This window comes from Knoellia subterranea KCTC 19937, from assembly GCF_000768685.1.
Taxonomy (GTDB): Bacteria; Actinomycetota; Actinomycetes; order Actinomycetales; family Dermatophilaceae; genus Knoellia; species Knoellia subterranea.
The window spans coordinates 97,365-121,683 of the sequence record NZ_AVPK01000004.1 but is presented as its reverse complement, the minus strand read 5'-3'; the positions used below and the strand labels follow the sequence as shown (position 1 = coordinate 121,683).

Genomic DNA, 24,319 nt, shown 5'->3' with positions numbered 1-24,319 from the left:
CGCTCAGGCCTCTCTCGGTGCGTACATGATCACGGCCACTCCGGCGAGGCAGAGCAGCGCCCCGGCGACGTCGTATCGATCGGGTCGGAAGCCGTCGACCACCATCCCCCAGGCGAGCGAGCCGGCGACAAAGACCCCTCCGTATGCCGCGAGGATCCTTCCGAAGTGAGCGTCCGGTTGGAGGGTGGCGACGAAGCCGTAGAGACCGAGCGCGATGACGCCGGCACCGATCCACGCCCACCCGCGGTGCTCGCGCACTCCCTGCCAGACGAGCCAGGCGCCGCCGATCTCGGCGAGGGCCGCGGCGGCGAAGAGGACCATCGACCTGAGGGCGTCCATCGGGTCATCCTGTCAGGACCGGCAGCGAGCCGTCGCGCGAATCCGGGTACGTGTCAGTCGCGCCCGAGCCACAGGACAACGTCGACGACATCGTCCACCTCGACGCCGATGGCCCGCCGCACGGCGTCCTTGACCGGCAGGAGGTAGGCGCCGTCCTTGGGGAAGAGTGCGGTCCGGAAGTCGGTGCCGTCGATGCGGGCCCTCACCGGCACCTGGCCCCAGTACTCCAGGCCCTTGGCCGCGAGCTTGATGTCCTCGCTGTCCTCGGGCCCGATCGCGACGAAGTAGTAGGGCGCGGGACCGCGCCACTCGATCACCGGACCGGTGAAGACGACAGGTTCGCCGGAGTCCGGGCCGCCGAAGCGCGTCAGGTCGCTGTCACCACGCATGCGCTCACCCTGTCACGGGGAGCCGCGGCGAGCGCTCACGCCGAGAGGCGTCGGGCGCGTGCCGCGAGGTCGTCGAGCAGGTCGCGATGCTGCGGGAGGACCGAGATGTCGAGGGTGAGGTGCTCGTCGTCCCCGGTGAGCTCGAAGGTGAAGAACGAGCAGCACGCGGACTCGCGCTCGGCGAGGTCTCGCACCCGCGCCTCGAGGCCGACCTCACCGGTGAGCTGCAGCCGGACGAGGTCGCCGGCGAACTCGGCCTGGTGCACCGACGTCTCGAAGAGGTCGTCGAACTCCGCGAGCCGCAGCGGCCGATCGGTCGTCGGCAGCGTGCACGCGTCGGTGGTGAGGAGCGAATCCATCCGGACACCGTAGGCGACCGAACGCCGATCCGCGCGTTGAGGAGTTCGGTCATCTGCGGCTGCCCCAGTTCCACGGTGGTGTCGTGAGCAGGCCCTGCCCCTCGACGAAGGTCTCGCCAAGGTCCTTGACCAGGGTCACTCGACGCGGCCGCGAGCCCAGTCCGGCCGGCTCATCGTCGTCGGCCGCGTCGTCGTCCCAGTCCGTGCCCGCCCCGGCACCGAGCTCACGCGCCAACGCCTCCGAGTGCGAGACCACCATGATCTGGCTGCGCTCGGACGCGGCCCGGATGAGCCGAGCCAGCGGCGGCAGCAGGTCCGGGTGCAGCGACGTCTCCGGCTCGTTGAGGACCATGAGCGGCGGCGGATCGACCGTGAGGAGGGCGGCCACCAGACAGAGGTAGCGCAACGTCCCGTCGGACAGTTCCGCAGCGTCGAGCGGTCGCAGCATCCCGGGCTGGTGCAGGTGCACGCCGAACCGCCCGTCGACGGCCGGCACGTCGAGCGTCGCCCCCTGGAATGCGTCGGCGATCGCAGCGTCGAGCCCCGACCGCCCGTCCTCCCGGATCGTCTGCAGCGCTGCCGCGAGATCGGATCCGTCGTCGGACAGCACCGGGGTTCGCGTCCCCACCTGCACCTGGCGCGCCGGTGCGGCTGCGTCCGCCCGGAACCCGTCGTAGAAGCGCCAGCCCGAGATGAGCCGGCGCATCCGGAGCAGCTCGGGTGCTCGCTCGGGGTCGGCGAGTTCGGTGAGCATCGACTGCCAGGGGCGCAGCGAGGTCGTGAGTTGGGTCCAGCCTCGCGTCCGACCGGGAGCCGGCTCGTCCGGCTCCGGTTCGGGGTCGGACTCCCAACCGGGGGCTCGATCAGTGGCCCAGTCGTCGTCCCATCCCGAACGAGCCGACTGGGTCGCCATGTCGCCACGCACCTCGACGACACCCCAACGACGCCTCACGAGAACCGAATTGGGCCGCATCACCGGCCCGGCCCACACGATCTCCCGCTTGATCTCGGGGTCCCGCAGGAACGCCGAGCCACTGTTGTCCGATGCCGGCCCCTGCACCGGCAACCCGAGGTCGACGAGGTAGCCGAGCTCCTCGGTGGCAAAGCCCAGCCGCAGACTGATCGGAGCCTTGCGCACTGTCCCCTGGACGACATGGCCCTGCTTGCGGGCGCCATCGAGCGAGACCGGACCGGCCCAGAGCGCGGACTGGAGGCCGCCCTCGCGGGCGAGCGTTCCGATGACATCGCCGCGTCCACAGCCCGCGAGGAGGCGCAGGCTGCGGTAGAGGCTCGACTTGCCGGAGCCGTTGGCGCCCGTGACGAGGTCAAGACCGTGGAGCGGCACGACGACGTCGCGCAGTGAGCGGTATCCCGAGACCGCGACGGTGGTCAGCACTCTGGCAACGTATGCCGCAGGGCTGACACCCGCGGTCCGCGCACCGTGGGTGCCGGGGCCGCTGGACATGCAATGGTCCCGTTCAGGCCGGATCGTTGCGCTCAGCCAGCCCCGCCGAAGCACTCGTGGGGCGGCCACTGCATGTCCGCCGGTACGCCTCCGCCGCTAGTGCTGTGAGGCGATGGCTCGGGCGTACCTCTCGCCGAGGATCCTCAGGTGCTCGACGAGCTCCGGCGGCCCGGTGACGTGGAAGTCGAGGCCGAGCATCCCGATCCAGACGGCGACGACCTCGAGGCTGTCGCCACCGGTGACGAGGACGCTGTGCGACTCGTCGACCGTCTCCACGACACCCACCGCGGCGTGGATGCGCGACAGCACCTCGGCCGCGGGCGCGTCGACGGCGATGCGGGCATGGAAGTTCCAGCCCGAGAACGCCACCTCGCGCAGGACGAACGACGCATAGTCGCCCCCGTCGAGGGGATCGGACACGAATCGCCCGCCACCCGGCATACGCAGCTCCATCCAGTCCACCCGGAAGACCTGCCACTCCTTCGACGGCCGTCGACGCGCCACGACGTACCACCGCTCGTGCCAGCTCACGAGCCGATAGGGGTCAGCCTCGACGCGTTCCTCGTCCCCGCGCTCACCAGGTCGATAGAAGAAGCGCAATCCCTCGCGATCGCGGATCGCGGCCGCCAACTCGGCGAGGACGGCAACGTCGACGGGTGGTGCCTGGACGTTGCTCTCGGTGTTGTTGAGGCCGACGTCGGTGCTCTCGTGGAGCGCCCGCACCCGACGTCGCAGCCGGTCAGGAAGCACGTGTTCGAGCTTGGCCAGGGCGAGCGCGCTCGACTCCTCGATGCCGCGAACCGTTGCGACAGAGGCCAATCCGACGGCGACAGCCACAGCCTCGTCGGGCTCGAGCAGCAGCGGAGGCAGCCGGCCGTGGTCTCCGAACCGGTAGCCGCCCGCCGGTCCGCGCACCGAATCGACTGGGTAGCCGAGCTCGCGCAGCCGCTCGATGTCCTTGCGAACGGTGCGCTCCCCCACGCCGAGCCGCTCGGCGAGTTCGACGCCCGACACGATGTCGCGGGCCTGCAGCTGGCCGAGCAGCGCGAGCAGTCGCGCCGACGTCTGGAGCACCGCGACCACCTCCCGGAACGGCCCGACAAACAGGCCCGAAAACTTTGTCGACGGACCCAGATTAATCAGGAACTAACCGTGCCGGAACCCTTGCGACTGTTCTTCCATGAACACCACCGAGAACACCCAGGCCCTGTCCCTCCGACCCTTCACCGTCGCCGTCCCGCAGTCAGACCTCGACGACCTGCAGGCCCGCCTCGAGCGCACCCGCTTCGCCGCCGAGCCGGCCACCGAGCACGACACCAGCGACTGGAGCAACGGCGCTCCCGTCTCCTACCTGCGCGAGATGGTCGCCCACTGGCTCGGCGAATTCGACTGGCGCGCACAGGAATCCGCGATGAACGCCTACCCGCAGTTCCTCACCGAGATCGACGGCCAGAGCATCCACCTCGTCCACGTCCGCTCCGCCAACGAGGACGCGACGCCCCTCCTGCTCGCGCACACCTACCCCGGCTCGTTCATCGACTTCCTCGACCTCATCCCGCAGCTCACTGCCGACTTCCACCTCGTCATCCCGACCCTCCCCGGCATCGGCTACAGCCAGCCGCTGTCCGACGGTGAGTGGGACACCCCGCGCGTCGCCCGCACCTGGGACGCGCTCATGCGCGGGTTGGGCTACGACTCGTACGGCGTCCACGGTTCCGACAACGGCGCGATGGTCGGACGCGAGCTCGCGATCCTCAACCCGGACGGCTTCCTCGGCGCGCATGTCCTCCAGCTCTTCTCCTTCCCGTCGGGCGACCCGGCCGAGTTCGAGAAGATGACGCCCGCCGACTACGCGGCGCTCGAGTTCGCCGGCTGGTTCCAGACCGTCAACGGGTTCGCAACGATGAATTCCTCACGGCCACAGACGATTTCGGCCGCGTTGAGCGACTCGCCCGTCGGCCAGCTCGCCTACAACGAGCTCTTCGAGAACTTCGGCAACGGCACCTCCACCCTCACCCGCGACCAGGTCCTCACCCAGGTCAGCTTCTACTGGTTGACCAACAGCAGCGCCGGCGCAACGCGCTACTACCGCACCGACGCAGCCGTCGAGGCGCGCGTCAACGAAGGCCCGATCGGTGTCGCCGTCTTCGCCGACGACTTCCGCTCGATGCGTCCGTTCGCCGAGCGGGACAACACGAACATCGTCTCGTGGACCGAGCACCCCAAGGGCGGCCACTTCGCGTCGATGGAGGTGCCGGAGGAACTCGGCGGAGCGATCCGCGACTTCTTCGCCTGAGGTGGGCGGACGGCATACCGAAATGATTCGGTATGCCGTCCGCTCGCGTTCGCCGCGCCCGTCCCGTCAGTGGGTGGGCGCGAAGAGGCGGTCGAGGTGCCGGTCGATCGCTGCGAGCGCCGCGTCCGCACTGACCACGTCGAGCTCGATCAGCGGAGCGAAGCCGGTCAGCGCGAGCACGAGATCGGTCTCGACCACCGGGTCGCGGTCCGGCGCAATCCACCCCTGATCCATGGCTTCACGAATGAGGCGTTCGACCAGGGCACGCCCATCGCGGAGCCCGAGCGAGACCCGCCCGTGCAACTCGGGGTCGTGCAGCGCCTCGAGCACGTAGGCAGCGTTGAGCCGGCTCGTGGCGCGGGCGTCCGGCCCGAGCGGCAGGAATTCGGTGAGCACCACGCGGAGCACGTCCCGGGGGTGGGGCGGCGGGTCGAGGGCGGCAAGGCCCCGCGAGACCCGTTCGGATGTGTGCTCGGACGCGAACTCCATGGCGAACGCCAGCATCTCCGCGCGTGAGGCGAAGTAGTGCTGCACCTGCCCAAGCGAGACGCCTGCCTCGCGCGCCACCTCGCGCATCGTTGCCCGCGCCCACCCCTGCGCATCGACCACCGTCCACAGGGCGCGCGCAATGGCCTCTCGGCGCGCGCGATGGTCGACCTGCTTGGGCATCCTGCCTCCTCGTTCGGCACTGCTCGTGTCACAATACAGGTGACTTGCAAAACAGGGAGGAACGCGATGGCGGACGCCGAGCCGTGGGAGGAGCGAGGGCTGTCGCCCGCGTTCTGCAACCCCTACGCCTTCTCGATCGACACCGAGGTGGCCATCGCCCTCATCGCCGAGATGCAGATCCGCCGGGCGATCCGACGGGGCGATTTCGACGACCTGCCCGGCGCCGGCAAGCCCCTCGATCTGCCCGAGCAGCACGACCCCGACTGGTGGATCAAGAGCCTCATGAAGCGGGAACGGCTCGTCCTGCTGCCGCCCTCGATCCAGCTGCGCAAGGACGACGCCGCACTGGACGACCTGCTCGACGAGATCTGGACCGAGGCAGAGGTCCGCCACGAGATCGAGCTCTTCAACGAGCGGGTCATCCGGGCGCGGTACGACCTCACGGAGGGCCCGCCGCTCATCACCATGCCGCGTGACGTCGAAGCCACCGTCACCGAGTGGGCCGACCGCAAGGCCGCCCGGGCCGCTGCCGCCCGTCGCGCCCACGAGGAGGCCCGGGCCCGCGAGGAGACCGCGACCAAGGAACGCCGAAGCCGCCGACTCTTCCGCCCGCGAAGGCGGCGCACCTGACACAAGTGGGCGGACGGCATACCCACAGATTCGGGTATGCCGTCCGCCCACCTTCGCGGGACCGCGAAGGTCAGCCGGCGCGCTGCGCCAGGCGAAGCCAGGTGTCGACGACGGTGTCGGGGTTGAGGGACATCGACTCGATGCCCTGGTCCAGCAGCCAGTCGGCGAGGTCGGGGTGGTCCGAAGGGCCCTGACCGCAGATGCCGATGTACTTGCCACGTGCCTTGCACGCCTCGATCGCCATGCTCAGCATCTTCTTGACCGCGGGGTCGCGCTCATCGAACGAGCCGGCGACGAGCGCCGAGTCGCGGTCGAGACCGAGGGTGAGCTGGGTGAGGTCGTTGGAGCCGATCGAGAACCCGTCGAAGTGGTCGAGGAAGGCGTCGGCGTTGACCGCGTTGGACGGGACCTCGCACATCATGACGACCTCGAGCCCGTTCTCACCGCGCTTGAGACCGTGCGAGGCGAGGAGGTCGATGACGCCCTCGGCCTCGGCGAGGGTGCGCACGAACGGGATCATCACCTTGACGTTTGTGAGGCCCATGTCGTCGCGCACGATCTTGAGCGCCTCGGCCTCCATGGCGAAGCAGTCGGCGAAGTCGGCCGAGAGGTAGCGGGCCGCGCCGCGGTACCCGATCATCGGGTTCTCCTCGGTCGGCTCGTAGCGCGGCCCACCGATCATGTGCGCGTACTCGTTGGACTTGAAGTCGCTCATCCGGACGATGACCGGCTCGGGCGCGAAGGCCGCGGCGAGCATCGAGACGCCCTCGGCGACGCGCTTGACGAAGAAGTCGCGAGGAGAGTCGTATGCCGCGATGAGACTCTCGATCTCGGCCTTGAGCTCGGGCTCCTGGTCGTCGAGCTCGAGGAGCGCGCGCGGGTGGATCCCGATCTGGCGGTTGATGATGAACTCGAGGCGGGCGAGGCCGATGCCCTTGTTGGGCAGGCGCGAGAACTCGAAGGCCTGCTCCGGGGTGCCGACGTTCATCATGATCTTGACGGGGACCTCGGGCATGTCGTCGAGCTCGGTCTCGTTGACGGAGAACTCGCGCAGCCCCTCGTAGACGAAGCCGGTGTCGCCCTCGGCGCAGGACACGGTGACCTCACGTCCGTCGGCAAGGTCGCGCGTCGCGGAGCCGGTGCCGACGACGGCGGGGATGCCGAGCTCACGGGCGATGATCGCGGCGTGGCAGGTGCGCCCACCACGGTTGGTGACGATGGCGCTGGCGCGCTTCATCACCGGCTCCCAGTCGGGGTCGGTCATGTCGGCGACGAGGACCTCGCCGGCCTGGAAGTCGTGCATCGACTCGGGGTTGTCGAGGACGCGGACCGCGCCGGCGCCGATCTTCTGGCCGATGGCGCGGCCCTCGACGATGACGCCACCGCTCGCGTCGTCCATCCTGAAGCGCTGGAGGGTCGAGCCGGACTGGCGCGACTTCACCGTCTCGGGGCGGGCCTGGAGGATGTAGATGCCGCCGTCGACACCGTCCTTGCCCCACTCGATGTCCATGGGCCGGCCGTAGTGCTCCTCGATCTTGAGGGCGTGCTGGGCGAGCTCGAGGACGTCGGAGTCGGAGAGGCTGAGGCGGGCGCTGTCGGCGGGGTCGACGTCGACGAAGTCGATGGAGCGGCCGACCTCGGAGTCCTGCGTGTAGACCATCTTGGTGGCCTTGCTGCCGACGCCGCGCTTGAGGATGGCGTGCTTGCCGGCTCGCAGGGCGGGCTTGTGGACGTAGAACTCGTCGGGGTTCACGGCGCCCTGGACGACCGCCTCGCCGAGGCCGTAGCTGCTCGTGATGAAGACGGCGTCGGGGAAGCCGGACTCGGTGTCGATCGTGAACATCACGCCGGAGGCTCCGATGTCGGAGCGCACCATGCGCTGGATGCCGGCGGAGAGGGCGACGGCCTCGTGGTCGAAGTTGCTGTGCACGCGGTAGGAGATGGCGCGGTCGTTGTAGAGCGAGGCGAAGACGCGCTTGATCGCGAGCAGGATGTTGTCGATGCCCTTGACGTTGAGGAACGTCTCCTGCTGTCCGGCGAAGCTCGCGTCGGGCAGGTCCTCGGCGGTGGCGCTCGAGCGGACGGCCCAGCTCACCTCGTCGCCGGCTTCGCCGACAAGGCGTTCGTATGCCGTGCGGATCTCGTCCTCGAGATCGTCCGGGAAGGGCTGCTCCTCGACGGCGTTGCGGATGTCGGCCCCGGCTGCCGCGAGGGCGCGGGTGTCCTCGACGTCGAGGCCGGACAGGATGCCGTTGATGCGGTCGGCCAGGCCCTCGTGGGCGAGGAAGCGGCGGTAGGCCTCGGCGGTCGTCGCGAAGCCGTTCGGCACCTGCACCCCGGCCTTCGAGAGGTGCTGCACCATCTCGCCGAGGGAGGCGTTCTTGCCGCCGACCCGCTCGACGTCGTCGAGTCCGAGATCGGCGAACCAGACGACGTTCTCGCTGGTCGTGCTCTGGTCGCTGGCGGTCATGGCTCGTCCTTTGGTCGGTGGTGCGGTGTGGCGACTGGCGTGGAGCGGGGTGAACTGGAGCAGGTGTGGAGCGGAGCGGGTCAGCCGAGATCGGGCAGCCGACTGCTCTGCAGGATCACGGTGGCCATCTCCTCGACGGACATCTTTGCGGAGTTGATCGATGGGATGCGATGCGCCCTGTACATCGCCTCCGCCCGACGCAGCTCATGGCTGCACTGGGCGAGCGTGGCATACGTCGAACCGGGCCTGCGCTCCCCTCTCACCTGGGAGAGCCGGGCGGGGGTGGAGAGCAGGCCGAAGCACTTGTCGGCGAGGTGTCGGATCGGCCTCGGCAGGTCCGAGGAGTCGAAGTCCTCGGGCACGAGCGGGTAGTTCGCGACCTTGAGCCCGTGCTGGAGCGCGAGGTACATCGACGTCGGCGTCTTTCCGCACCGCGACGGCGCGACGAGGATGAGGTCGGCCTGCTCGAGGTTGCGCAGACTCGCCCCGTCGTCGTGCTCCATCGCGAACTCGATGGCCTTCATCCGCTTGTCGTAGCGACTCGTGTCCCCGACGCCGTGGAGGGCTGCGGCGCTGTGGGTCGCGTTGACGTGGAGGACGCGCTCGACCGTGTCGAGGTGGGAGCCGAAGAGATCGATGAAGGCTGCCTTCGTCGCCTGGAGCTCCTGACGGATCGTCTCGTCCGACACCGACGAGAAGACGAGCGGCGTGACCGTGTCCGTCATTGCTGCGTCGATCAGCTCCAGGACTTCGCGGGCTCGCTCGACCGTCGTGATGAACGGGATCTTGCGCCGCGTGAAGCTCAGCCCCGGGAACTGCGCGAGCATCAGGTTGCCGAGCGTCTCGGCGGAGATTCCGGTGCCGCCGGCGACGAAGAACACGGGCGTGGCTGCGGTCATGGCCCCATCCAACCAAGACCCGCCCCGAGCGGACACCCCTCAGTGCCGCGCTCCGCTGGCTTCCCACCCGCGCCAACACCGGAGGGTAGAACGGTAGATGCATCCAAGGGTAGATTGGAACCATGGGCCTGAACATCAAGAACGAGCGAGTGCACGCGCTGGCCCGCGAGGCAGCGCGTGTCACGGGCAAGAGCCAGACGAGCGCGATCGAGGAGGCACTGGAGATGCTGTTGCGAGCGCACGACCACGACCCGAGCGAGGTCGAGGCGCGCACGAAGATCGACGTCGTCCTTGGCCTGGCTCTGGAGTACCAGCGCGACCCGGGCAACCCCGAGACCGCCATTCGTTCGGTGGAGGACCTGTTCGACGACGCAACGGGTTTGCCGCGGTGATCGTCGACTCCTCCGCGCTCATGGCGATCATCAATGGTGAGCCCGAGGCCGAGCGGTTGACGCGAGCGGCCGCGACCTCGCGGTGCCGCATGTCGGTCGCGACTCGCCTTGAGGTGTCGATCGTCGCTGACTCCCGATCCGCAGCCCACGGCGAACGACTGGACGCCGTGATCGACGCCCTCGGCATCGAGATCGTGCCCGTCTCGGTCCGCGACGGCGAGGTCGCCCGCGAGGCCCATCGACGCTTCGGCCGTGGTTCGGGATCGCCGGCCCGCCTCAACTACGGAGACTGTTTCGCCTACGCACTCTCGGCGACGACCGGCGAGCCACTGCTCTTCGTCGGGGAGGACTTCTCGCACACTGACGTCCGACCCGCCCGCTACTGAATCCCCCCGCCAGAGCCGGCCAGATCGTTGTTCACGACGCCCCGGGCGCGAGGTGGTGGCTCTCGAGGAAGGTGAGCACGGCCCGCACGCGCCGGTGTTCACCCGCCCCGACCTCGGTCAGCCCGAGCCGGACGAAGATCGACGCGACGTGGGACTCGACCGTGCGCCCGGTGAGGACGAGCCGTTCGGCGATCGCCGCGTTGGTCAGTCCCTCCGCCATCAGGGCCAGGACGTCGCGCTCCCGCGGGCTGAGGGCCGAGAGAGCGGACCGACCACCGGCGATGAGGCGGGACACGACCTCGGGGTCCAGTGCCGAGCCGCCCGACGACACACGGTCCAGCGCTGCGACGAACTCGTCGACGTCGAGAACCCGGTCCTTCAGGAGGTAGCCGAAGTGGCCACTCGAGACGAGTTCGACCGAGTGCCGCGCCTCGACGTGTTGCGAGAGGAGGAGCACCCCCACCTCGGGCGCTCGTGAACGGATCTCCACCGCGGCCCGCGCACCGTCGTCGCGGTGGTCCGGCGGCATCCGAATGTCGAGGATCGCGACGTCGGGTCGGTGATCGAGTGCCGCACGCACGGCCCCCACGGCGTCGCCAACGGTCTCCACCACGTCGTGGCCGAGGTCGGTGAGGAGGCTGGCCAGGCCCTCACGGAAGAGGGCGGAGTCCTCGGCGATCACGATGCGCACGGGATCACCGCCTCGACGTGCGTTCCCGCAACGTCCCGACTCTGGACGACCAGGGCCCCGCCGAGGGCATGGACCCTGTCCTGCAACCGAGCCAGACCCGACCCGGGGATGACCTTCGCGCCACCCGAGCCGTTGTCCCGGACGACGATCCGCAACTGGTCGTCGTCGTGGTCGACATCGATCGAGACGCGCGTCGCCGCCGCATGTTTCACCGCATTGGTGACCGCCTCGCTCGCGACGTAGTACGCCGTGAGGCTCACGTGATCCGGCAGCGACCCCGCGGCATACGTCACGTCCACGGGCAACGCACTCGACCTCGTGAGGTTGTCCAGTGCCGCGGGAAGCCCGTCGTCGAGGGAGCTCGGGCGCAACCCGTGGGCGATGGAGCGCAGCTCCCCGACGGCGTCACTGATCTCGCCGATGGCGCGCTCGACCAGGGCGTCGACGTCGACCTCCTGTCCGGCGCGGACATGCCGCTGCGCGACCCTGAGCCGCATGCCGAGGGAGACGAGTTGCTGCTGCGCGCCGTCGTGCAGATCCATCTCGAGTCGTCGCCGCTCCTCGTACCCGGCGCGAACGATGCGTTGGCGGCTCGCCTCCACCTCGGCGAGTGCGGTGGCGAGTTCGATCCGCAGCCGGACCGAGTCGGCCAGCAGCCCTGCCGCCGCGACGACGTCGGCAGGGACGGTGCTGCCCGGGCCCGGTGCGACCACGGCAACCGGGTGACCCAGGGTGGTGATCAGGTGGCCACCGTCCGCAGGCACGTCACCTCCTTCGAGATCGACGTATGCCGTCCCGCCCGGTCTGCGGTAACCAACCCGAAGTCCGTTGTCCCGCAGGGCATTCCGCAGAACTGCCTCGAGTCGTTCGGGTTCGTCCGTGCCGGCGTTGACCCGTTCGGCCAGCTCGCTCACGGCCCGCAGCCCGGCCTGGCGCCGCGGATGCAGCCACCGGCCCAGGACCCGGAGGAGCAGGGACCGCACCGGCAGCAGTGCCACCATGACGACGACCGTCGCGACCACCGCTGCCGTGACGGAATCGGCGCCGACGGCACGCCCCAACACGCCTGACACACCGGCATACCCACCCACGACAAGCAACGCGAGGACGGCATAGGCACCGGTGAGGACGATGGCACGGTCGACGTCGTAGAGGTCGTGGCGCAGCATCGCCACGAGGGCAGCAGCCGGGATGGCGACGTTCATGGCGACGAGGCCGACAACCACCGGCCCCGGTCCGCCGGTGACGAGGTAGCCGACCCAGCAGAGCACCAACGTGAGCGGGAGGATGGCCGATGCGAGCAGCATCCAGCGCATCTGGACCCTGGCCTGCGGGTTTGTCGTCGCGCGGTGGCGCTGCCAGAGCGACCATGCGGAACCCACGAGGGCCACGAGGAAGACCGGCAGCAGCGCGAGCGACAGGTAGCCGATCGGGTGGGTTCCGAAGGGATGCGGCCAGTCCTCGAGGGGCGGCATGTAGGGCTCCGGGATGACGGCCGTGAGGGGCGCGAAGGCCACCGGAACGAGGAGCAGAGCCGCGACGGAGAAGCGGCCGAGCCTCCCCCACGGTCGACCGTCCGGGAAGAGGGCGACCGCGAGCGCGTAGGGGACGAACCACGCCATCCACACCCCCTGGGTCAACGCGAAGAGTTCCGGGCTGGCGGGCAACGCCCCGGGATCCACCGCGAGGACCTCCTGCCACGTGCCATGGGCGACGATGAGGACGATGGCCGTTGCCGCCGCGGTGAGGCAGGTGCCGACCCAGTTGTCCGGGTCGTGCCGGATGACGAGCCAGCCGGCGGTGAGCGGGACGGCAGCAGTGAGCAGCGCGAGGACAAGGATGCCCAGGTCGAACCGCGTCCCGGCGACCACCGAGGCCCAGATCGCGAGGGCGGCCAGCACTGTCGTCGCCACCCAGAGGGCAACGGTCCAGAGCTTCGCGCGCGCCACATCACCACGCTAGGGCGGCCCAGAGCCTCCCGTCCTCCGTACCAGCACGGAAGGTGACCACCGCGCGGTCACGGGACGGGAATCCGGTGACGGCACGGGAGACCGAGGAGGGCGGGCAACGCGACCGTGGTGGACGGCATACCAAACCGTTCGAAGGGACACCACCATGAGCACGACACTCAGCACCCAGCCGACCACCCCCGCGGTGAGCCGGCCACCACGCGACCTCCGTCGCACGACCCGCATCCTGGCGGCCGTAGCAATCGTCCTTGGGCCCGTCCTCGTCACGGTCCTGCGGGCGATCCTGCCCTACTGGACCAACGAGGATCCGGCCACGTCGATCGAGAAGATCGCTGCCTCACCCGGCGCGATCTCGGCGGTCAACTGGATCTCCGTCATCAGCTATCCCTTCCTCCTCGCCGGTGCCCTGGCGGTCGGGTACGCCGCGCGGCGCCGCACCCCGTTGCTGGCGCTCGTGTCGTCATTGGTGCTCTTCGGCGGGCTGGGGCTCGCCAGCATGGTCGGCGGGAGTGACCTCGTCGCCGAGGTGATGACCCGCGGTGGCTACGACAACGCAGTGACGGCAGACGTCACGCTGCGCTACATGGAGCACCCCGCCGGCCTGTTCGGGCTGCTCGGTTTCGTGCTCGGGCACATCGTCGGCATGATCCTCGTCGGGATCACCGCGGTGCGCGCCCGTCTCGTCCCGGTGTGGGTGGGCGCGGCGATCATCGTCGCGCAGCCGGTGCACGTCATCGCGTCCGTCATCGTGCCCAACCGTGCGCTCGATGTCGTGGCCGGATGGGGGCTCACCGCAGTCGGATTCGCCTTCATCGCCCTCGCCGTGCTGCGCATGGACGACGACGAGTGGGATGCGCCTCCGGCGGTCAGCCCGCGCTGAGTTCAACCCGCAGTGACGTCAGCCCGCGCACCCTCATCGACCAGCACCACGATGAGGGTGCGCGGGCCGTGCACGCCCTCGACGCGTTGCAGCTCGATGTCACTCGTGGCACTCGGACCACTGATCCACGTGAGGGCCCGCTGGGCACCTTCGGGCGTCCGCAGCAACGAGACTGCCTCTGGAACGTCGTGGACGACCTGGTCTTGACCGATGACGCACACGTGGGTGTCGGGGACGAGCGTCAGCTCACGGCGCCCCTGGTCGGGCGCGTGGTCAAGGACGATGGTGCCGGTCGTCGCGATGCCGACGGCGGAGCCGGTCACCACCGCATCGATGCCGTCGAGGGTCTGCGCGGAGGTCGCGTCGGACTCGGGCAGCACGTCGAACGCGCCGTCCAGAGCGGCGGTCCAGCCCGCGTCGAGCCCGGTCGGCACGACGACGGACCCCAGCCCGGCCGCTCGCAACTGCTCGACCACCGTTGCCGCGACCTGCTCGGCGGGCACGCGGACGACCGTCGCCCGGTAGTCGGCAACGTTCTCCGCGAACAGCTCCAGCGTCTCGCGACTGATTGCCCGATCGGGCTGTTGCGAGGGCACCGAGCCACTGCCCGAACGCGCAACAGGTCGCTTCTCTGTCGTCACATCCGCTGTCGCCGACCGGACCCGGGCCAGAATCTCCTCGCGCGCGCTCATCGCTCGCCTCCCGGTTCGGTCCCGTCGTTCGATGTCGGTATGCCGTCCGCTCGCCCACCCGGGTCCGCCGCACGTTGCGTCGTGGTCCCGTCGCCGTGCTCGCGGGCCCACCACTGGCGGAACGTCTCCTTCGGCGGCGTCGGCACGTCGCGGGCGTCGGTCCAGGCACCGAGCCCGGGCACCTTGCGGATGGTCCGTTTGCCGATGAGCCGACCCGCGGTCGTCGCACCGCGTTGCGCCACGGCGAGCCGGCGCGGGTCGGACAGCACCCACGCGGCCGCCTTCATCGCGGCGGACTCGGCCCGGTGACCGCCCTGCTCGGCAACGGTCCCCCGCAGCTCCACGAGCAGCTCTGGGATGTTGATGCGCACCGGGCACGCGTCGAAGCACGCACCGCAGAGCGACGAGGCGTAGGGCAGCGACTGGTCCACCTCGCTCGCCGTCCCCCGCAGCTGCGGATTGAGCACGGCACCGATGGGACCCGGATAGACCGAGCCATAGGCGTGGCCGCCCGTGCGTTCGTAGACCGGGCAGACATTGAGGCACGCCGAGCACCGGATGCACCGAAGTGCCTGTCTCCCAACGGAATCCGCGAGCACATGGGTGCGGCCGTTGTCGAGCAGGATGACGTGGACCTCCTGCGGCCCGTCGCCGTCGTGCACTCCGGACCACATCGTCGTGTAGGGGTTCATCCGCTCTCCCGTGCTCGAGCGCGGCAGCAGCTGGAGCATGGGCGAGAGGTCGTCCCATGTGGGCAGGACCTTCTCGATGCCGACGACGGAGATGAGCGTCTCGGGGAGAGTGAGGCACATGCGTCCGTTGCCCTCGGACTCGACGACGACGAGCGTCCCGGTGTCGGCGATGGCGAAGTTGGCCCCCGAGACGGCGACCTTGGCGCGCAGGAACTTCTCGCGCAAGTGCAGACGAGCTGCCTCCGCGAGCCGCGCCGGGTCGTCGGTGAGGTCGGCTGGGGCCGGTCGCCCGAACTCCCCCATCTGGCGCAGGAACACGTCACGAATCTCGGTGCGGTTGCGGTGGATCGCCGGCACGAGGATGTGGCTCGGCCGGTCACCGAAGAGCTGCACGATGAGCTCGGCGAGGTCGGTCTCCCAGGCGTGGATGCCCGCCTCCTCGAGGGCCTCGTTGAGCTCGATCTCCTGGGTCGCCATCGACTTCACCTTGACGACCTCGTCGACCTCCTTGGCACGGGCGATGTCGATGACGATCCGGTTCGCCTCGGCGGCATCGCGCGCCCAGTGCACCGTCGCACCGCGCGCCGTGAGCGACTCCTCGAGCTGCTCGAGGTAGTCGCCGAGGTGGTGCAGCGCCTCGTCCTTGGCCTCGGCACCCGCGACCCGCAACGCCTCCCAGTCGTCGACCTCACCGACGACCGCGGCACGCTTCTCACGGATCGTATGGGTCGCGTTGTGCAGGTTGGTCCGCTGCTGCGTGTTGGCCAGAGCCTCACGCGCGGCGACCGGGAACTTCGGCATCCCGACGAAGGTCGGCGAGGTCTGCTGGACGGGCTGGGTCACCATGTCGGGTGCTCCTTCGTCGACGCGAGGATCTCGGCCAGATGCATCGTGCGTATGCCGGTGCGTTGCCTTCCGAGGATCCCTCCGATGTGTGCCAGGCAGGAGTTGTCGCCGGCAACGAGGACCTCGGCGTCGGTCTCGACGACGTGGGCGGCCTTGTCGGTGCCCATCGCGACCGACACGTCGGCGTTCTTCATCGCGAAGGTGCCACCGAAGCCGCAGCACTCCTCTGCGCCGGGGAGCTCCACGAGGTCAATGCCCTCGACAGCACGCAGCAGTTGCAGCGGACGGTCACCGACCCGCAGCATGCGCAACGAGTGGCACGTCGGGTGATAGGTCACCCGGTGCGGGAAGTACGCCCCGACATCGGTCACGCCGAGCACGTCGACGAGGAACTCCGACAGCTCGTAGACCTTGGGCCGCACGCCCTCGACCTCGGACGCGAGCCCGGGGTCCCCGGCGAGGTGGGCGATCATCGGGTGCTGGTCTCGCACCGACCCGACGCACGAACCCGATGGCGCCACCACGGCGTCGTAGTCCTCGAACACGTCGACGAAGTGACGGACGAGCGGAACGGCCTCACCGGCATACCCCGTGTTCGTCATCATCTGGCCGCAACAGGTCTGCGCACTCGGGAACTCGACCCGGCACCCGAGTCGCTCCAGCAGTCGCACGACCGCCTTGGGCGTCTCCGGCCACATGGTGTCGTTGAAGCAGGTCGCGAACAGGGCGACTTTGAGATCTGCGATCGGTGCCGTGAAGGCCGTCATGGCAACATCCAAGCAAGAATCGTCGACTGAAGCCCGACAAGCAGGCAGACCGCCACGACGAGTCCGATGCTCCACGGGAGCACCTTGCGAAGGATGTCGGACTCGCGACCGACGAGACCGACCGCGGTGGCGGCGATCGTGAGGTTCTGCGGGCTGATCATCTTGCCGACGACGCCGCCGGAGGTGTTTGCGGCGACGAGCAGGGTCGGATCGATGCCGGCGTTCGTCGCCGCAGTCTGCTGCAGCGTCGCGAAGAGGGCGTTGGCGCTCGTGTCGGAGCCGGTCACGGCCGTCCCGAGCCAGCCGAGAAGCGGTGACAGGAAGGCGAATGCTGCGCCAGCACCCGCGATCCACGTGCCGATGGTGATGGTCTGGCCGGACAGGTTCATGACGTAGGCCAGGGCGAGCACCGATGCGACGGTGAGGAACGCGAAGCGCATCTTGTGCGCCGTCGCCGCCATCTCTGCACCCAGCCCACTGACACCGACGCCGTAGACGAGGGCGACGATGAGGGCGCTGAGGAGGAGCAGCGTGCCGGGCGAGCTGAGCCACTGGAGGTTGTAGGTCGTGGCCGTCGCCGGCTCGCCCGCGTGGGTGAGGATCTCGCCGGACGTGCCGGGCCACGGGATCTTGACGTCGGTGCTCGCCAGCCAGTCCTTGACCGCGGGCACGAGCTTGGCGACGGAGAAGATCGCGATGACGAGGATGTAGGGAAAGAGCGCCATGCTGATCCGTCGCGGCGTGAGTTCACGGGCACGGGCGTCGAGCTCGGCGACGGAGACGCTGTGGTCGTGGCCCGCCTTGTCGAGGGCACGCGGCGGCGCCGCGTCGTCACCGGAACCACCGGCGGCGTATGCCGTCCGCTCGCCTGCCGCGACCGTCGCCAGGTCGCGCTCGCGCTCGACGCCCATGGCCTCGAGGGCCTCCTCGCGACCCGTGGGCTGCCAGACGCGGAGGAAGAGGACGGCCGCGGCGAGCCCCGCGAGGGACGCGATGATGTCGGTGAGCTCCACCGAGATCCACGTGGCCGAAATCCATTGCGCGACAGCGAAAGTCGCGCCGACGACGACGGCGATGGGCCAGGTCTGGCGGATGCCACGGCGACCGTCGGCCATGAGGACGAGGAGGAGTGGGACGAAGAGCGCGATGATCGGCGTCTGGTGTCCGACGTAGGCGCCGATCTCGGTATAGGGGATCTTCGTGAGGTTGCCGGCCGTGATGATCGGGATGCCGATGGCGCCGAACGCGACCGGTGCGGTGTTGGCGAGGAGGACGACCGTGGCGGCGCGCAACGGGGAGAAGCCGACGGCCATGAGCATGACACCGGTGATGGCGACGGGGGCGCCGAAGCCGGCGAGCGCCTCGAGCAGTCCGCCGAAGCAGAACGCGATGATGACCGCCTGGACGCGGGGGTCGTCCGAGATGAGGTGGAAGGTCGCGCGCAGGTCCTCGAAGTGACCGGATCGGACCGTCACCTGGTAGAGCACGATCGCCGTGAAGACGATCCACATGATCGGGAAGAGTCCGAAGGCCGCGCCCTGGGTGGCGGACAACGCGGCGAGACCGACCGGCATACCGAAGGCGACGACGGCGACCAGCAGCGCGACGGCGACGGCCGCGAGTCCGGCCCAGTGGGCCTTCCAGCGGAGCCAGCCGAGCGTCACGAAGACGGTGAGGAGCGGCAGGGCCGCGACGAGGGCCGACAGCGCGAGGCTGTCGAGGACGGGTGCGATCTCGGGCTGGTACGAGCCGGTGAGCGCGGTGAGTGCGGTCATCCTGACCTCCGGGTTGGGCGGGACACGACGGTGGGTCTGCCAGTTCGCTGAATGGTCCGACCATTAGCGGGTTGATCCAAGGTAGGGGTCGCACCGGAGCCGCGTCAAGAGGTCTGACCATTTTGGTTTCCTGGGCGTGCGGAGGTGGCATGCTTCACGCCATGCCCCGTTCCGGACAGCCCCAGGCCTTCGAGCTCGTCCTCGCGTGGGTGGACGCGCAGATCCTCGAGGGGCGGCTCGGAGTCGGTGACCATCTCCCCGCCGAGCGCGAACTCGCGGCGTCCCTCGACGTGAGTCGGGCGGCCGTGCGCGAGGCCGTCCGGACCCTCCAGGCACAGGGGGTCGTGAACTCGTTCGTCGGAGCCGGCCCGGGTGGGGGCACGGTCCTCACGTCAGTGCCGTCGCGAGCGCTGAGCCGGCTGCTGCGGCTGCACGTCGCGCTGGCCAACTTCCCCCTCCCTGATGTCATCGAGGTGCGCATCGCCCTGGAGCGGCTGAGTGCACGCCTCGCCACGGTCAACGCGTCGGACGATGATCTGGCCGACGCACGTCGAGCACTCGAGGTGATGCGCGACCCCTCGATCGACCGTCAGGCGTTCAACGACGCGGACACCGAGTTCCACGTGGCCCTCGCGACGGCCGCCGGCAACCGGCTCGCCAGCGACCTCACCGCTGCGATCCGTGAGTCGATGCGGTTGCCGATCCTCGACCGGTTCCGGCACCTGCGCGACTGGGACGAGGTCGTCGGCGACCTGCGGTCGGACCACGAGGCGATCTTTGCCGCGATCGAGCGCCGTGACGCCGACGAGGCCGAACGCCTCGTCGAGGCCCACATCCGATCGGCCTGGCTGGCCCTGACCCACGTGCCCGGCGACGCGCTCTTCGAGCCCCTTCCCGAGGACGAGTTGGCCGCATGGGAAGGCGCCGAGGGAGGCGACCTCATATCGTGAGCGTCGCCAGGTGCTTGCGGACTCAGTGAAGCGTGGGCCGGTAGGTCAACTGCTGGATGCCGTGGTCCAGGGTGCGCGCCTCGACGAGCTCGAGGTCGAAGTCGGCCGAGCCTTCGTGAATCGGCGTCGCACCTGTCTGCCCGGTGATGACCGGGAAGACCGTCACCTGGATGTGGTCGACCAGGCCGGCCGCCATCAGTGACCGGTTCATCGCGATGCTCCCGTGCGAGCGCAGAGGCACGTCCGACTCCTCCTTGAGCCGCGCGACAACGTCAACCGCGTCCCCGTCGACCAGGGTGGCGTCCGGCCAGTCCAGCGCCTCGGTCAGCGTCGACGACACGACGGTCGTCGGCAGGTGCACCATGGCCGTGACCCACGGGTCGAACACCTCGGAGTCCTCACCGAGCGGGGCGATGACGAGTTCGCGGCGGCGATCGACGAGGTCGACCGTCGCCTCCGGACCGAGATCCGCGAGCGTCAGCAGCACCGCACCCTGATTGCGCGACTGGCTGCGGGCGAGAGCCTGGCGCTGCCGCGCGAGGCCGTGAGCTACCTCGAGCGGATGCGTGAGTTCGGCTTCAGTGAGCGCCTCATCGAGATCGAGCGGGACAGCTGGATCATCATCGCGGCGCGGATGCCGGAGGAGGTCCCGACCCTCATGGCGCTCAAGCACATGCAGCTCGAGGACACCGGGCTCCGGCAGCTCTACCTCGACGTCGGCGACCTCGTCGACGTCGCCCCGGATGACCCGCGCCTGCCGAGCATCGCCGACCGCGTTGCGGCCTTCATCGAGGGTGCGGCCAACACGGTCGTGCAGTCCGACGTGGATGTCAGCGCGTTCCCACCTGTGAGTCAGGACCTCATCGAGCTGCTCGACGCGATGTTCGTCGACACGGTGCCGTGCGCGCGGCGACTCTTCGCCCTGCTGGAGGAGCGCGGCTGGACCGGCTGGACCGACATCCGCCGCATCGAACCCAGCGGCGCCTGACGCGCCCGTCGCGCCACGCCGCTGGGAAATTCGTGCGCCGGTCGCGCGACCGGCGCTCAGGTTGGTGACCGGCGCTCGCGTGCCGACGCCGGTCACGAGGATCTGCGCCGGTCGCGCGACCGGCGCAGATCGTGTCGGGTCCGCCCCACTCGAGGCCAGTCGGTCAGCGCACGGAGCGGACCCGGAACACGAGGACGGCACCAAGAAGGCTGAGACCGCCCGACAGCAGATAGAGGCCGGTGTAGCCGCCGAGGCTGTTCAGCGCGAGGGCTGCGATGACGGGTGCCAGCGCGTTGGGTCCGACGACGGCGAGGTTCATCAGGCCGATGTCGCGCCCCCGGTCGGACGCGGACGGCAGGACCTCGTTGATGAGTGCCTGGTCCACGGCCATGTAGACACCCCAGCTGGCGCCGAGCACGAGAGCCGCCACGACGACGACCGACCACGACAGCGTGAACGCCATGATGCCCGCGGCCACAGCGACACCGAGGCTGGAACCCGCGACGAAGATGCGACGTCGGTCGACCCGGTCCGACCAGCGTCCACCGACGACAGCAGTGATGACGACGGCGACGGCGTAGACGACCGTGAGGGTGAGGACGCCGGCGTCGGGGTCGGCCACCTTGACCCGGTCTCGCAGGAAGTAGAGGAGGTAGAACAGCGCGATGGTGTTGCCGAGCGTGACGAGCAGCCGGGTGACGAAGACCCACGCGAAGTCCGGGTGTTCGCGTGGGGACGGCACGAGCGCGGCCCGCCCGGAGCCCGCAGTCGCACTGTCTCTTACCCGACGCTCGGTCACCGGCGGGTCCCGGAACGCCACGAGGAACTGCGCCACGAGGACGAGAAGCACAAGAGCACAGACGAGGTATGCCGTCCGCCCGCCGAACGCTGTCGCGATCGCCGTCCCGACGACGATCGCCAGCGTGTAGGTCAGCCCCATGACGCCCGAGACAACGCCGTACTGGAGACGCGGAACCGTGTCCGGCGGCACGGCCTGGGCCGCATTGATGGTGAACGCGATCGTCGCCTGGAACGCGAGCCACCCGGCGACGAGGACGGCGTAATCCGGTGCGAAGCCGAGCACGACGAGCGAGACCGCAGCGCCCAGTGCGCCGAGGAGGATCCACGGCGCCCGCCTGCCGAAGCGCGACCTGGTCCGGTCCGAGACGGCACCGGCCAGGGGTGTGGCGACCATGCTGATCACACCTCCGAGGGCCATGACGACGGCGAGCCGGGTCTCCTTGGACTCGGGGTACCACCCGGCGACCTGGTTGGCGACGAGGAGTGCCGACGGCCCGGCCCACGCGACGTTCTGCCCGAGGTAGAGCAGACCGAAGCGCGTCATCCAGCCGGCGGAGACGTGTGGCCGAGCCTCGGTCTCGTGCGTCGTGGCGGTCATCGCGGTTCCGTCGAATAGGCCTGCGGCGCAACGAATCGGTCGTGGTTCGCCCGGGTCACGCCGCCGTCGGCGATGACCTGCGCGAGGAACCGCCCACTGTCGCGCACGGTCCTCTCCTGCGTCTCGTAGTCGAGCGCGACGATCCCGAACCGCTGACTCTCCCCCTCGGCCCACTCCCAGTTGTCGACGAAGCACCAGTGGTAGTAGCGCTCGAACGGTAGGTCGCTGCCCGCGATCGCCGCGAGGTGGTCGTGCACGAACCGTGCCCTGAAGGCATCAGCCGCGTCGGCCGTGCCGTTCTCCGTCACCCAGATCGGTGCGGGATAGCGCCGGTGCAGGTCGCGCGCGACGTCGATGAGCCCGGCGGGGTGGATCTCCCAGCCGAGGTCGTTGACCGGAGCTCCGGGGAACGTGCCGTCCGAGATGCCGGTGACTGCGGTGCGTGAGTAGTAGTTGATCCCGAGGTAGTCGTAATAGCGGCCGGGCGCGATGTCGTCGGGCGCGGATCCGAGGACCCGGGCGAAGCGACCGCCGAGCATCGCGTCGGCGATGACGTCCTGGAAGAGCGTTCGGTCGAAGGCCGTCATGGCCCGGTGGAACGGGTTCCGTGGGTTGCGCGGCTCGAAGACGCGCGCGTGGTGGGCGAACCCCACCCGGGCGTCGGGCACGAGTTCGTGGATGCGCCGATAGGCACGGCAATGAGCAATCGCCATGTGCCGCAGCACTTTTCGCACCCCGGTCCACGATCGCCGGGCCGGTGGCGCTTCGCCGAAAAGGTGCCCCTGGACGGCATACACGTTGGGTTCATTGATCGTCACCCAGTCGGCGACGCGGTCTCCCAGGGCGCGCACGACAGTGTCGACGAAGCGGAGGAAGAGGTCGGGCGCCGCGTCGCTCGTCCACTCGCCGAGTCCCTGGAACCACGACGGGTGCGAAAAGTGGTGGAGGGTGACAAGCGGTTGTATGCCGGCCGCCCGGATCGCGTCGATCTCCTCCCGATAGCGGTCGAGCACGGCGGAGTCGAACTCCCCCGGCCGCGGCTCGATGCGCGACCACTCGACCGACATCCGATAGACCTGCAGCCCGAGCTCGGCCATGAGCGCGGTGTCCTCGCGCCAGCGGTTCCAGTGATCGGTGGCGCGCAGCGGGGTCGAGCCGTCCTTGATGGTGCCGGGGAGGCTGGCCCAGTCATACCAGTTGTTGTTGCGGTCGCCGCCCTCGATCTGCAGCGACGCCGTGGCCGTGCCGATGAGGAGATCGCGGGTGCTGAAGAGGAGGTCGTCATCGGCCATGCCGGCCATCCTCCACGCCACGGCCGCCTCGGGGCGTGCATTCCGCGTTGGCGAGACGACCAGTTGTGCTCGAGTCGACCAGCTCGCAGTGGTCGTCTCATGCAGAACTGGTCGTCTCGAGCTTGCCAGACCGGGTCAGTTCTCGGTCAGCGCGGCGTGCAACCCGTCGCTGAGGTCCACCCCGAGAGCCCGGGCCGCCAGCCAGGCGGCTCCCCCGACCCCGGATCCGGTGTGCCGCACCGGCGCCGAGGGCCACCGGGCCTTGATCCGCTCGGACACGTGGCTGTCGAGTCGATCGGTGCCGAGCAACCCGCCGCCCAGGACGATCACCGACTCGTCGCCGTCGCCGCGCACCCGGGTCAGCGTGGTCACGAGCTCGTCCGCCGCGGACTCGAGGATCCGCAGCGCCTCCCGCGAACCCTCCTCCGCCGCCGCGACCACGACACCCGCCAGCTCGGAGAGGCGCACGGGATCGAGTGCATACGCCGCGGCGATGAGCGCGTTCCGGTCGACATCGCGTCGGCCCGTGAGCCTGACCGCGACCTCCTCCGCCAGCGGGTCGTCCCCACCCGGCATGAGAGCCGATCGCACCGCCTCACGTCCGACCCAAAACCCCGAACCGTGGTCGCCGAGCAGCCACCCCAATCCATCGGCGACGACGCCCTGTTCGCCACCGACGATCGCAGCCGCCACCGCTCCCGTTCCGCCGATGAGCACCGAGCCGTCGAGCGCATCAGTCCCCGAGGCGAATGCCACCTCCACGTCTCCGGCGACGACGGGCGAGCCGGGCAGCCCAAGTTCGGCCCACATGGCATCCAGTGCTTCATGGGCGGTCCCGGCCCCGAATCCAGCCGCGCCAATCACGTTGCCACACAGGCGATTTCGCTCGACAGGTGCACCACTCAGCCCGGTGAACGCCTCCTCGATGGCCGCTCGGATCGCCGCGATCGCCGGACCCACCCCGCGCGAGACCGGGTTGCCTCCACCCGCGAGCCCACGCCCCATGACGCGTCCGGTGAGGTCGGTGATGAGGGCGCGACTGCTCGTCCCCCCGACATCCATGCCGAGGACGAGACAACGCTG

At 69.5% G+C, this 24,319-nt stretch carries 25 protein-coding genes; 7 read left to right on the top strand and 18 right to left on the bottom strand.

Annotation, left to right across the window (positions count from 1 at the left end):
* Positions 1 to 3: 3 nt before the first annotated feature.
* The 5 genes from N803_RS08370 to N803_RS08350 form a co-directional block, all read right to left on the bottom strand.
* Entirely contained in the window at positions 4 to 339 is a 336-nt protein-coding gene (locus tag N803_RS08370) for a YnfA family protein (RefSeq protein ID WP_035904174.1), read from the bottom strand.
* A 53-nt stretch (positions 340 to 392) separates the two neighbouring features.
* Positions 393 to 728, bottom strand: a complete 336-nt coding sequence (locus N803_RS08365) for a DUF1905 domain-containing protein (protein WP_052112068.1) — start codon at positions 726 to 728, stop codon at positions 393 to 395.
* A 35-nt stretch (positions 729 to 763) separates the two neighbouring features.
* A complete protein-coding gene (locus N803_RS08360) occupies positions 764 to 1,087 on the bottom strand; it encodes a hypothetical protein (RefSeq protein ID WP_035904172.1) in 324 nt (107 codons plus the stop codon).
* A 49-nt stretch (positions 1,088 to 1,136) separates the two neighbouring features.
* A complete protein-coding gene (locus N803_RS08355) occupies positions 1,137 to 2,483 on the bottom strand; it encodes an AAA family ATPase (RefSeq protein WP_035904171.1) in 1,347 nt (448 codons plus the stop codon).
* A gap of 165 nt (positions 2,484 to 2,648) precedes the next feature.
* The gene (locus N803_RS08350) at positions 2,649 to 3,626 is read right to left on the bottom strand and encodes a helix-turn-helix transcriptional regulator (protein ID WP_035904169.1); all 978 of its coding nucleotides are present in this window, start codon (positions 3,624 to 3,626) and stop codon (positions 2,649 to 2,651) included.
* 106 nt (positions 3,627 to 3,732) lie between these two features.
* Between N803_RS08350 and N803_RS08345 the strand changes: the two genes are divergently transcribed.
* On the top strand, positions 3,733 to 4,848 hold the full coding sequence (locus N803_RS08345) for an epoxide hydrolase family protein (RefSeq protein WP_035904166.1): 1,116 nt from the start codon (positions 3,733 to 3,735) through the stop codon (positions 4,846 to 4,848).
* Positions 4,849 to 4,914: 66 nt separating this feature from the next.
* Here N803_RS08345 and N803_RS08340 read toward each other — a convergent pair whose 3' ends face one another.
* A complete protein-coding gene (locus N803_RS08340) occupies positions 4,915 to 5,517 on the bottom strand; it encodes a TetR/AcrR family transcriptional regulator (RefSeq protein ID WP_035904163.1) in 603 nt (200 codons plus the stop codon).
* A 66-nt stretch (positions 5,518 to 5,583) separates the two neighbouring features.
* Here N803_RS08340 and N803_RS08335 point away from each other — a divergent pair, with 66 nt between their 5' ends.
* Complete coding sequence (locus N803_RS08335) at positions 5,584 to 6,147, top strand: DnaJ family domain-containing protein (protein WP_052112067.1); 564 nt, start codon at positions 5,584 to 5,586, stop codon at positions 6,145 to 6,147.
* A gap of 70 nt (positions 6,148 to 6,217) precedes the next feature.
* On the opposite strand, the gene ppsA is transcribed toward N803_RS08335, so the two are convergent.
* Positions 6,218 to 8,617: a phosphoenolpyruvate synthase gene (gene ppsA, locus N803_RS08330; protein WP_035904160.1), complete on the bottom strand. Its 2,400-nt coding sequence runs from the start codon at positions 8,615 to 8,617 to the stop codon at positions 6,218 to 6,220.
* 80 nt (positions 8,618 to 8,697) lie between these two features.
* A complete protein-coding gene (locus N803_RS08325) occupies positions 8,698 to 9,516 on the bottom strand; it encodes a pyruvate, water dikinase regulatory protein (protein WP_035904159.1) in 819 nt (272 codons plus the stop codon).
* A 122-nt stretch (positions 9,517 to 9,638) separates the two neighbouring features.
* Between N803_RS08325 and N803_RS08320 the strand changes: the two genes are divergently transcribed.
* Together N803_RS08320 and N803_RS08315 are read left to right on the top strand one after the other, a co-directional pair.
* Entirely contained in the window at positions 9,639 to 9,908 is a 270-nt protein-coding gene (locus N803_RS08320) for a type II toxin-antitoxin system VapB family antitoxin (RefSeq protein ID WP_035904158.1), read from the top strand.
* The gene (locus N803_RS08315; protein ID WP_035904155.1) at positions 9,905 to 10,294 is read left to right on the top strand and encodes a type II toxin-antitoxin system VapC family toxin; all 390 of its coding nucleotides are present in this window, start codon (positions 9,905 to 9,907) and stop codon (positions 10,292 to 10,294) included. Before N803_RS08320 ends, N803_RS08315 begins: the two co-directional genes overlap by 4 nt.
* Before the next feature lie 31 nt (positions 10,295 to 10,325).
* Here the strand turns inward: N803_RS08315 and N803_RS08310 are convergent, their stop codons facing one another.
* The gene (locus N803_RS08310) at positions 10,326 to 10,985 is read right to left on the bottom strand and encodes a response regulator (RefSeq protein ID WP_035904154.1); all 660 of its coding nucleotides are present in this window, start codon (positions 10,983 to 10,985) and stop codon (positions 10,326 to 10,328) included.
* On the bottom strand, positions 10,973 to 12,934 hold the full coding sequence (locus tag N803_RS08305) for a sensor histidine kinase (RefSeq protein ID WP_084764300.1): 1,962 nt from the start codon (positions 12,932 to 12,934) through the stop codon (positions 10,973 to 10,975). The genes N803_RS08310 and N803_RS08305 overlap by 13 nt, the downstream gene beginning before the upstream one ends.
* Before the next feature lie 166 nt (positions 12,935 to 13,100).
* On the opposite strand from N803_RS08305, the gene N803_RS08300 reads away from it, so the two are divergent.
* A complete protein-coding gene (locus tag N803_RS08300) occupies positions 13,101 to 13,835 on the top strand; it encodes a hypothetical protein (protein WP_035904152.1) in 735 nt (244 codons plus the stop codon).
* 2 nt (positions 13,836 to 13,837) lie between these two features.
* Here the strand turns inward: N803_RS08300 and N803_RS08295 are convergent, their stop codons facing one another.
* Genes N803_RS08295 through N803_RS08280 form a run of 4 tightly spaced genes read right to left on the bottom strand, consistent with a single transcriptional unit; the run spans position 13,838 to position 18,607 of the window.
* Positions 13,838 to 14,527, bottom strand: coding sequence for a LutC/YkgG family protein (locus N803_RS08295; RefSeq protein ID WP_035904151.1), 690 nt, complete (start codon positions 14,525 to 14,527; stop codon positions 13,838 to 13,840).
* On the bottom strand, positions 14,524 to 16,065 hold the full coding sequence (locus N803_RS08290) for a LutB/LldF family L-lactate oxidation iron-sulfur protein (RefSeq protein WP_052112066.1): 1,542 nt from the start codon (positions 16,063 to 16,065) through the stop codon (positions 14,524 to 14,526). Before N803_RS08290 ends, N803_RS08295 begins: the two co-directional genes overlap by 4 nt.
* Positions 16,059 to 16,832, bottom strand: a complete 774-nt coding sequence (locus N803_RS08285; protein WP_035904150.1) for a (Fe-S)-binding protein — start codon at positions 16,830 to 16,832, stop codon at positions 16,059 to 16,061. The genes N803_RS08290 and N803_RS08285 overlap by 7 nt, the downstream gene beginning before the upstream one ends.
* Complete coding sequence (locus N803_RS08280; RefSeq protein ID WP_035904149.1) at positions 16,829 to 18,607, bottom strand: L-lactate permease; 1,779 nt, start codon at positions 18,605 to 18,607, stop codon at positions 16,829 to 16,831. The genes N803_RS08285 and N803_RS08280 overlap by 4 nt, the downstream gene beginning before the upstream one ends.
* A 161-nt stretch (positions 18,608 to 18,768) precedes the next feature.
* Here N803_RS08280 and N803_RS08275 point away from each other — a divergent pair, with 161 nt between their 5' ends.
* Positions 18,769 to 19,557, top strand: coding sequence for a FadR/GntR family transcriptional regulator (locus tag N803_RS08275; protein ID WP_245617110.1), 789 nt, complete (start codon positions 18,769 to 18,771; stop codon positions 19,555 to 19,557).
* A gap of 22 nt (positions 19,558 to 19,579) precedes the next feature.
* Here N803_RS08275 and N803_RS08270 read toward each other — a convergent pair whose 3' ends face one another.
* Positions 19,580 to 19,921 carry a dihydrofolate reductase family protein gene (locus N803_RS08270; RefSeq protein ID WP_084764335.1) on the bottom strand — a complete coding sequence of 114 codons (342 nt, stop codon included), beginning with the start codon at positions 19,919 to 19,921 and terminating at the stop codon, positions 19,580 to 19,582.
* On the opposite strand from N803_RS08270, the gene N803_RS08265 reads away from it, so the two are divergent.
* The gene (locus N803_RS08265) at positions 19,913 to 20,545 is read left to right on the top strand and encodes a MerR family transcriptional regulator (RefSeq protein WP_156969704.1); all 633 of its coding nucleotides are present in this window, start codon (positions 19,913 to 19,915) and stop codon (positions 20,543 to 20,545) included. The two genes, N803_RS08270 and N803_RS08265, sit on opposite strands and share 9 nt — an antisense overlap.
* Before the next feature lie 163 nt (positions 20,546 to 20,708).
* On the opposite strand, the gene N803_RS08260 is transcribed toward N803_RS08265, so the two are convergent.
* The 3 genes from N803_RS08260 to N803_RS08250 form a co-directional block, all read right to left on the bottom strand.
* Entirely contained in the window at positions 20,709 to 21,944 is a 1,236-nt protein-coding gene (locus N803_RS08260) for an MFS transporter (RefSeq protein WP_052112064.1), read from the bottom strand.
* Positions 21,941 to 23,236, bottom strand: coding sequence for a glycoside hydrolase family 1 protein (locus tag N803_RS08255; RefSeq protein ID WP_035904146.1), 1,296 nt, complete (start codon positions 23,234 to 23,236; stop codon positions 21,941 to 21,943). Before N803_RS08255 ends, N803_RS08260 begins: the two co-directional genes overlap by 4 nt.
* Before the next feature lie 135 nt (positions 23,237 to 23,371).
* Positions 23,372 to 24,298, bottom strand: coding sequence for an N-acetylglucosamine kinase (locus tag N803_RS08250; RefSeq protein WP_035904144.1), 927 nt, complete (start codon positions 24,296 to 24,298; stop codon positions 23,372 to 23,374).
* Between the last annotated feature and the right edge of the window lie 21 nt (positions 24,299 to 24,319).

What these genes read in the sequence shown, in the direction of transcription:
- N803_RS08370 (WP_035904174.1), bottom strand. Translation starts at nt 339, where the DNA reads ATGGACGCCCTCAGGTCGATGGTCCTCTTCGCCGCCGCGGCCCTCGCC.
- N803_RS08365 (WP_052112068.1), bottom strand. Translation starts at nt 728, where the DNA reads ATGCGTGGTGACAGCGACCTGACGCGCTTCGGCGGCCCGGACTCCGGC.
- N803_RS08360 (WP_035904172.1), bottom strand. Translation starts at nt 1,087, where the DNA reads ATGGATTCGCTCCTCACCACCGACGCGTGCACGCTGCCGACGACCGAT.
- N803_RS08345 (WP_035904166.1), top strand. Translation starts at nt 3,733, where the DNA reads ATGAACACCACCGAGAACACCCAGGCCCTGTCCCTCCGACCCTTCACC.
- N803_RS08340 (WP_035904163.1), bottom strand. Translation starts at nt 5,517, where the DNA reads ATGCCCAAGCAGGTCGACCATCGCGCGCGCCGAGAGGCCATTGCGCGC.
- N803_RS08335 (WP_052112067.1), top strand. Translation starts at nt 5,584, where the DNA reads ATGGCGGACGCCGAGCCGTGGGAGGAGCGAGGGCTGTCGCCCGCGTTC.
- ppsA (WP_035904160.1), bottom strand. Translation starts at nt 8,617, where the DNA reads ATGACCGCCAGCGACCAGAGCACGACCAGCGAGAACGTCGTCTGGTTC.
- N803_RS08325 (WP_035904159.1), bottom strand. Translation starts at nt 9,516, where the DNA reads ATGACCGCAGCCACGCCCGTGTTCTTCGTCGCCGGCGGCACCGGAATC.
- N803_RS08320 (WP_035904158.1), top strand. Translation starts at nt 9,639, where the DNA reads ATGGGCCTGAACATCAAGAACGAGCGAGTGCACGCGCTGGCCCGCGAG.
- N803_RS08300 (WP_035904152.1), top strand. Translation starts at nt 13,101, where the DNA reads ATGAGCACGACACTCAGCACCCAGCCGACCACCCCCGCGGTGAGCCGG.
- N803_RS08295 (WP_035904151.1), bottom strand. Translation starts at nt 14,527, where the DNA reads ATGAGCGCGCGCGAGGAGATTCTGGCCCGGGTCCGGTCGGCGACAGCG.
- N803_RS08290 (WP_052112066.1), bottom strand. Translation starts at nt 16,065, where the DNA reads ATGGTGACCCAGCCCGTCCAGCAGACCTCGCCGACCTTCGTCGGGATG.
- N803_RS08285 (WP_035904150.1), bottom strand. Translation starts at nt 16,832, where the DNA reads ATGACGGCCTTCACGGCACCGATCGCAGATCTCAAAGTCGCCCTGTTC.
- N803_RS08280 (WP_035904149.1), bottom strand. Translation starts at nt 18,607, where the DNA reads ATGACCGCACTCACCGCGCTCACCGGCTCGTACCAGCCCGAGATCGCA.
- N803_RS08275 (WP_245617110.1), top strand. Translation starts at nt 18,769, where the DNA reads ATGCCCCGTTCCGGACAGCCCCAGGCCTTCGAGCTCGTCCTCGCGTGG.
- N803_RS08270 (WP_084764335.1), bottom strand. Translation starts at nt 19,921, where the DNA reads ATGGTGCACCTGCCGACGACCGTCGTGTCGTCGACGCTGACCGAGGCG.
- N803_RS08260 (WP_052112064.1), bottom strand. Translation starts at nt 21,944, where the DNA reads ATGACCGCCACGACGCACGAGACCGAGGCTCGGCCACACGTCTCCGCC.
- N803_RS08255 (WP_035904146.1), bottom strand. Translation starts at nt 23,236, where the DNA reads ATGGCCGATGACGACCTCCTCTTCAGCACCCGCGATCTCCTCATCGGC.
- N803_RS08250 (WP_035904144.1), bottom strand. Translation starts at nt 24,298, where the DNA reads ATGGATGTCGGGGGGACGAGCAGTCGCGCCCTCATCACCGACCTCACC.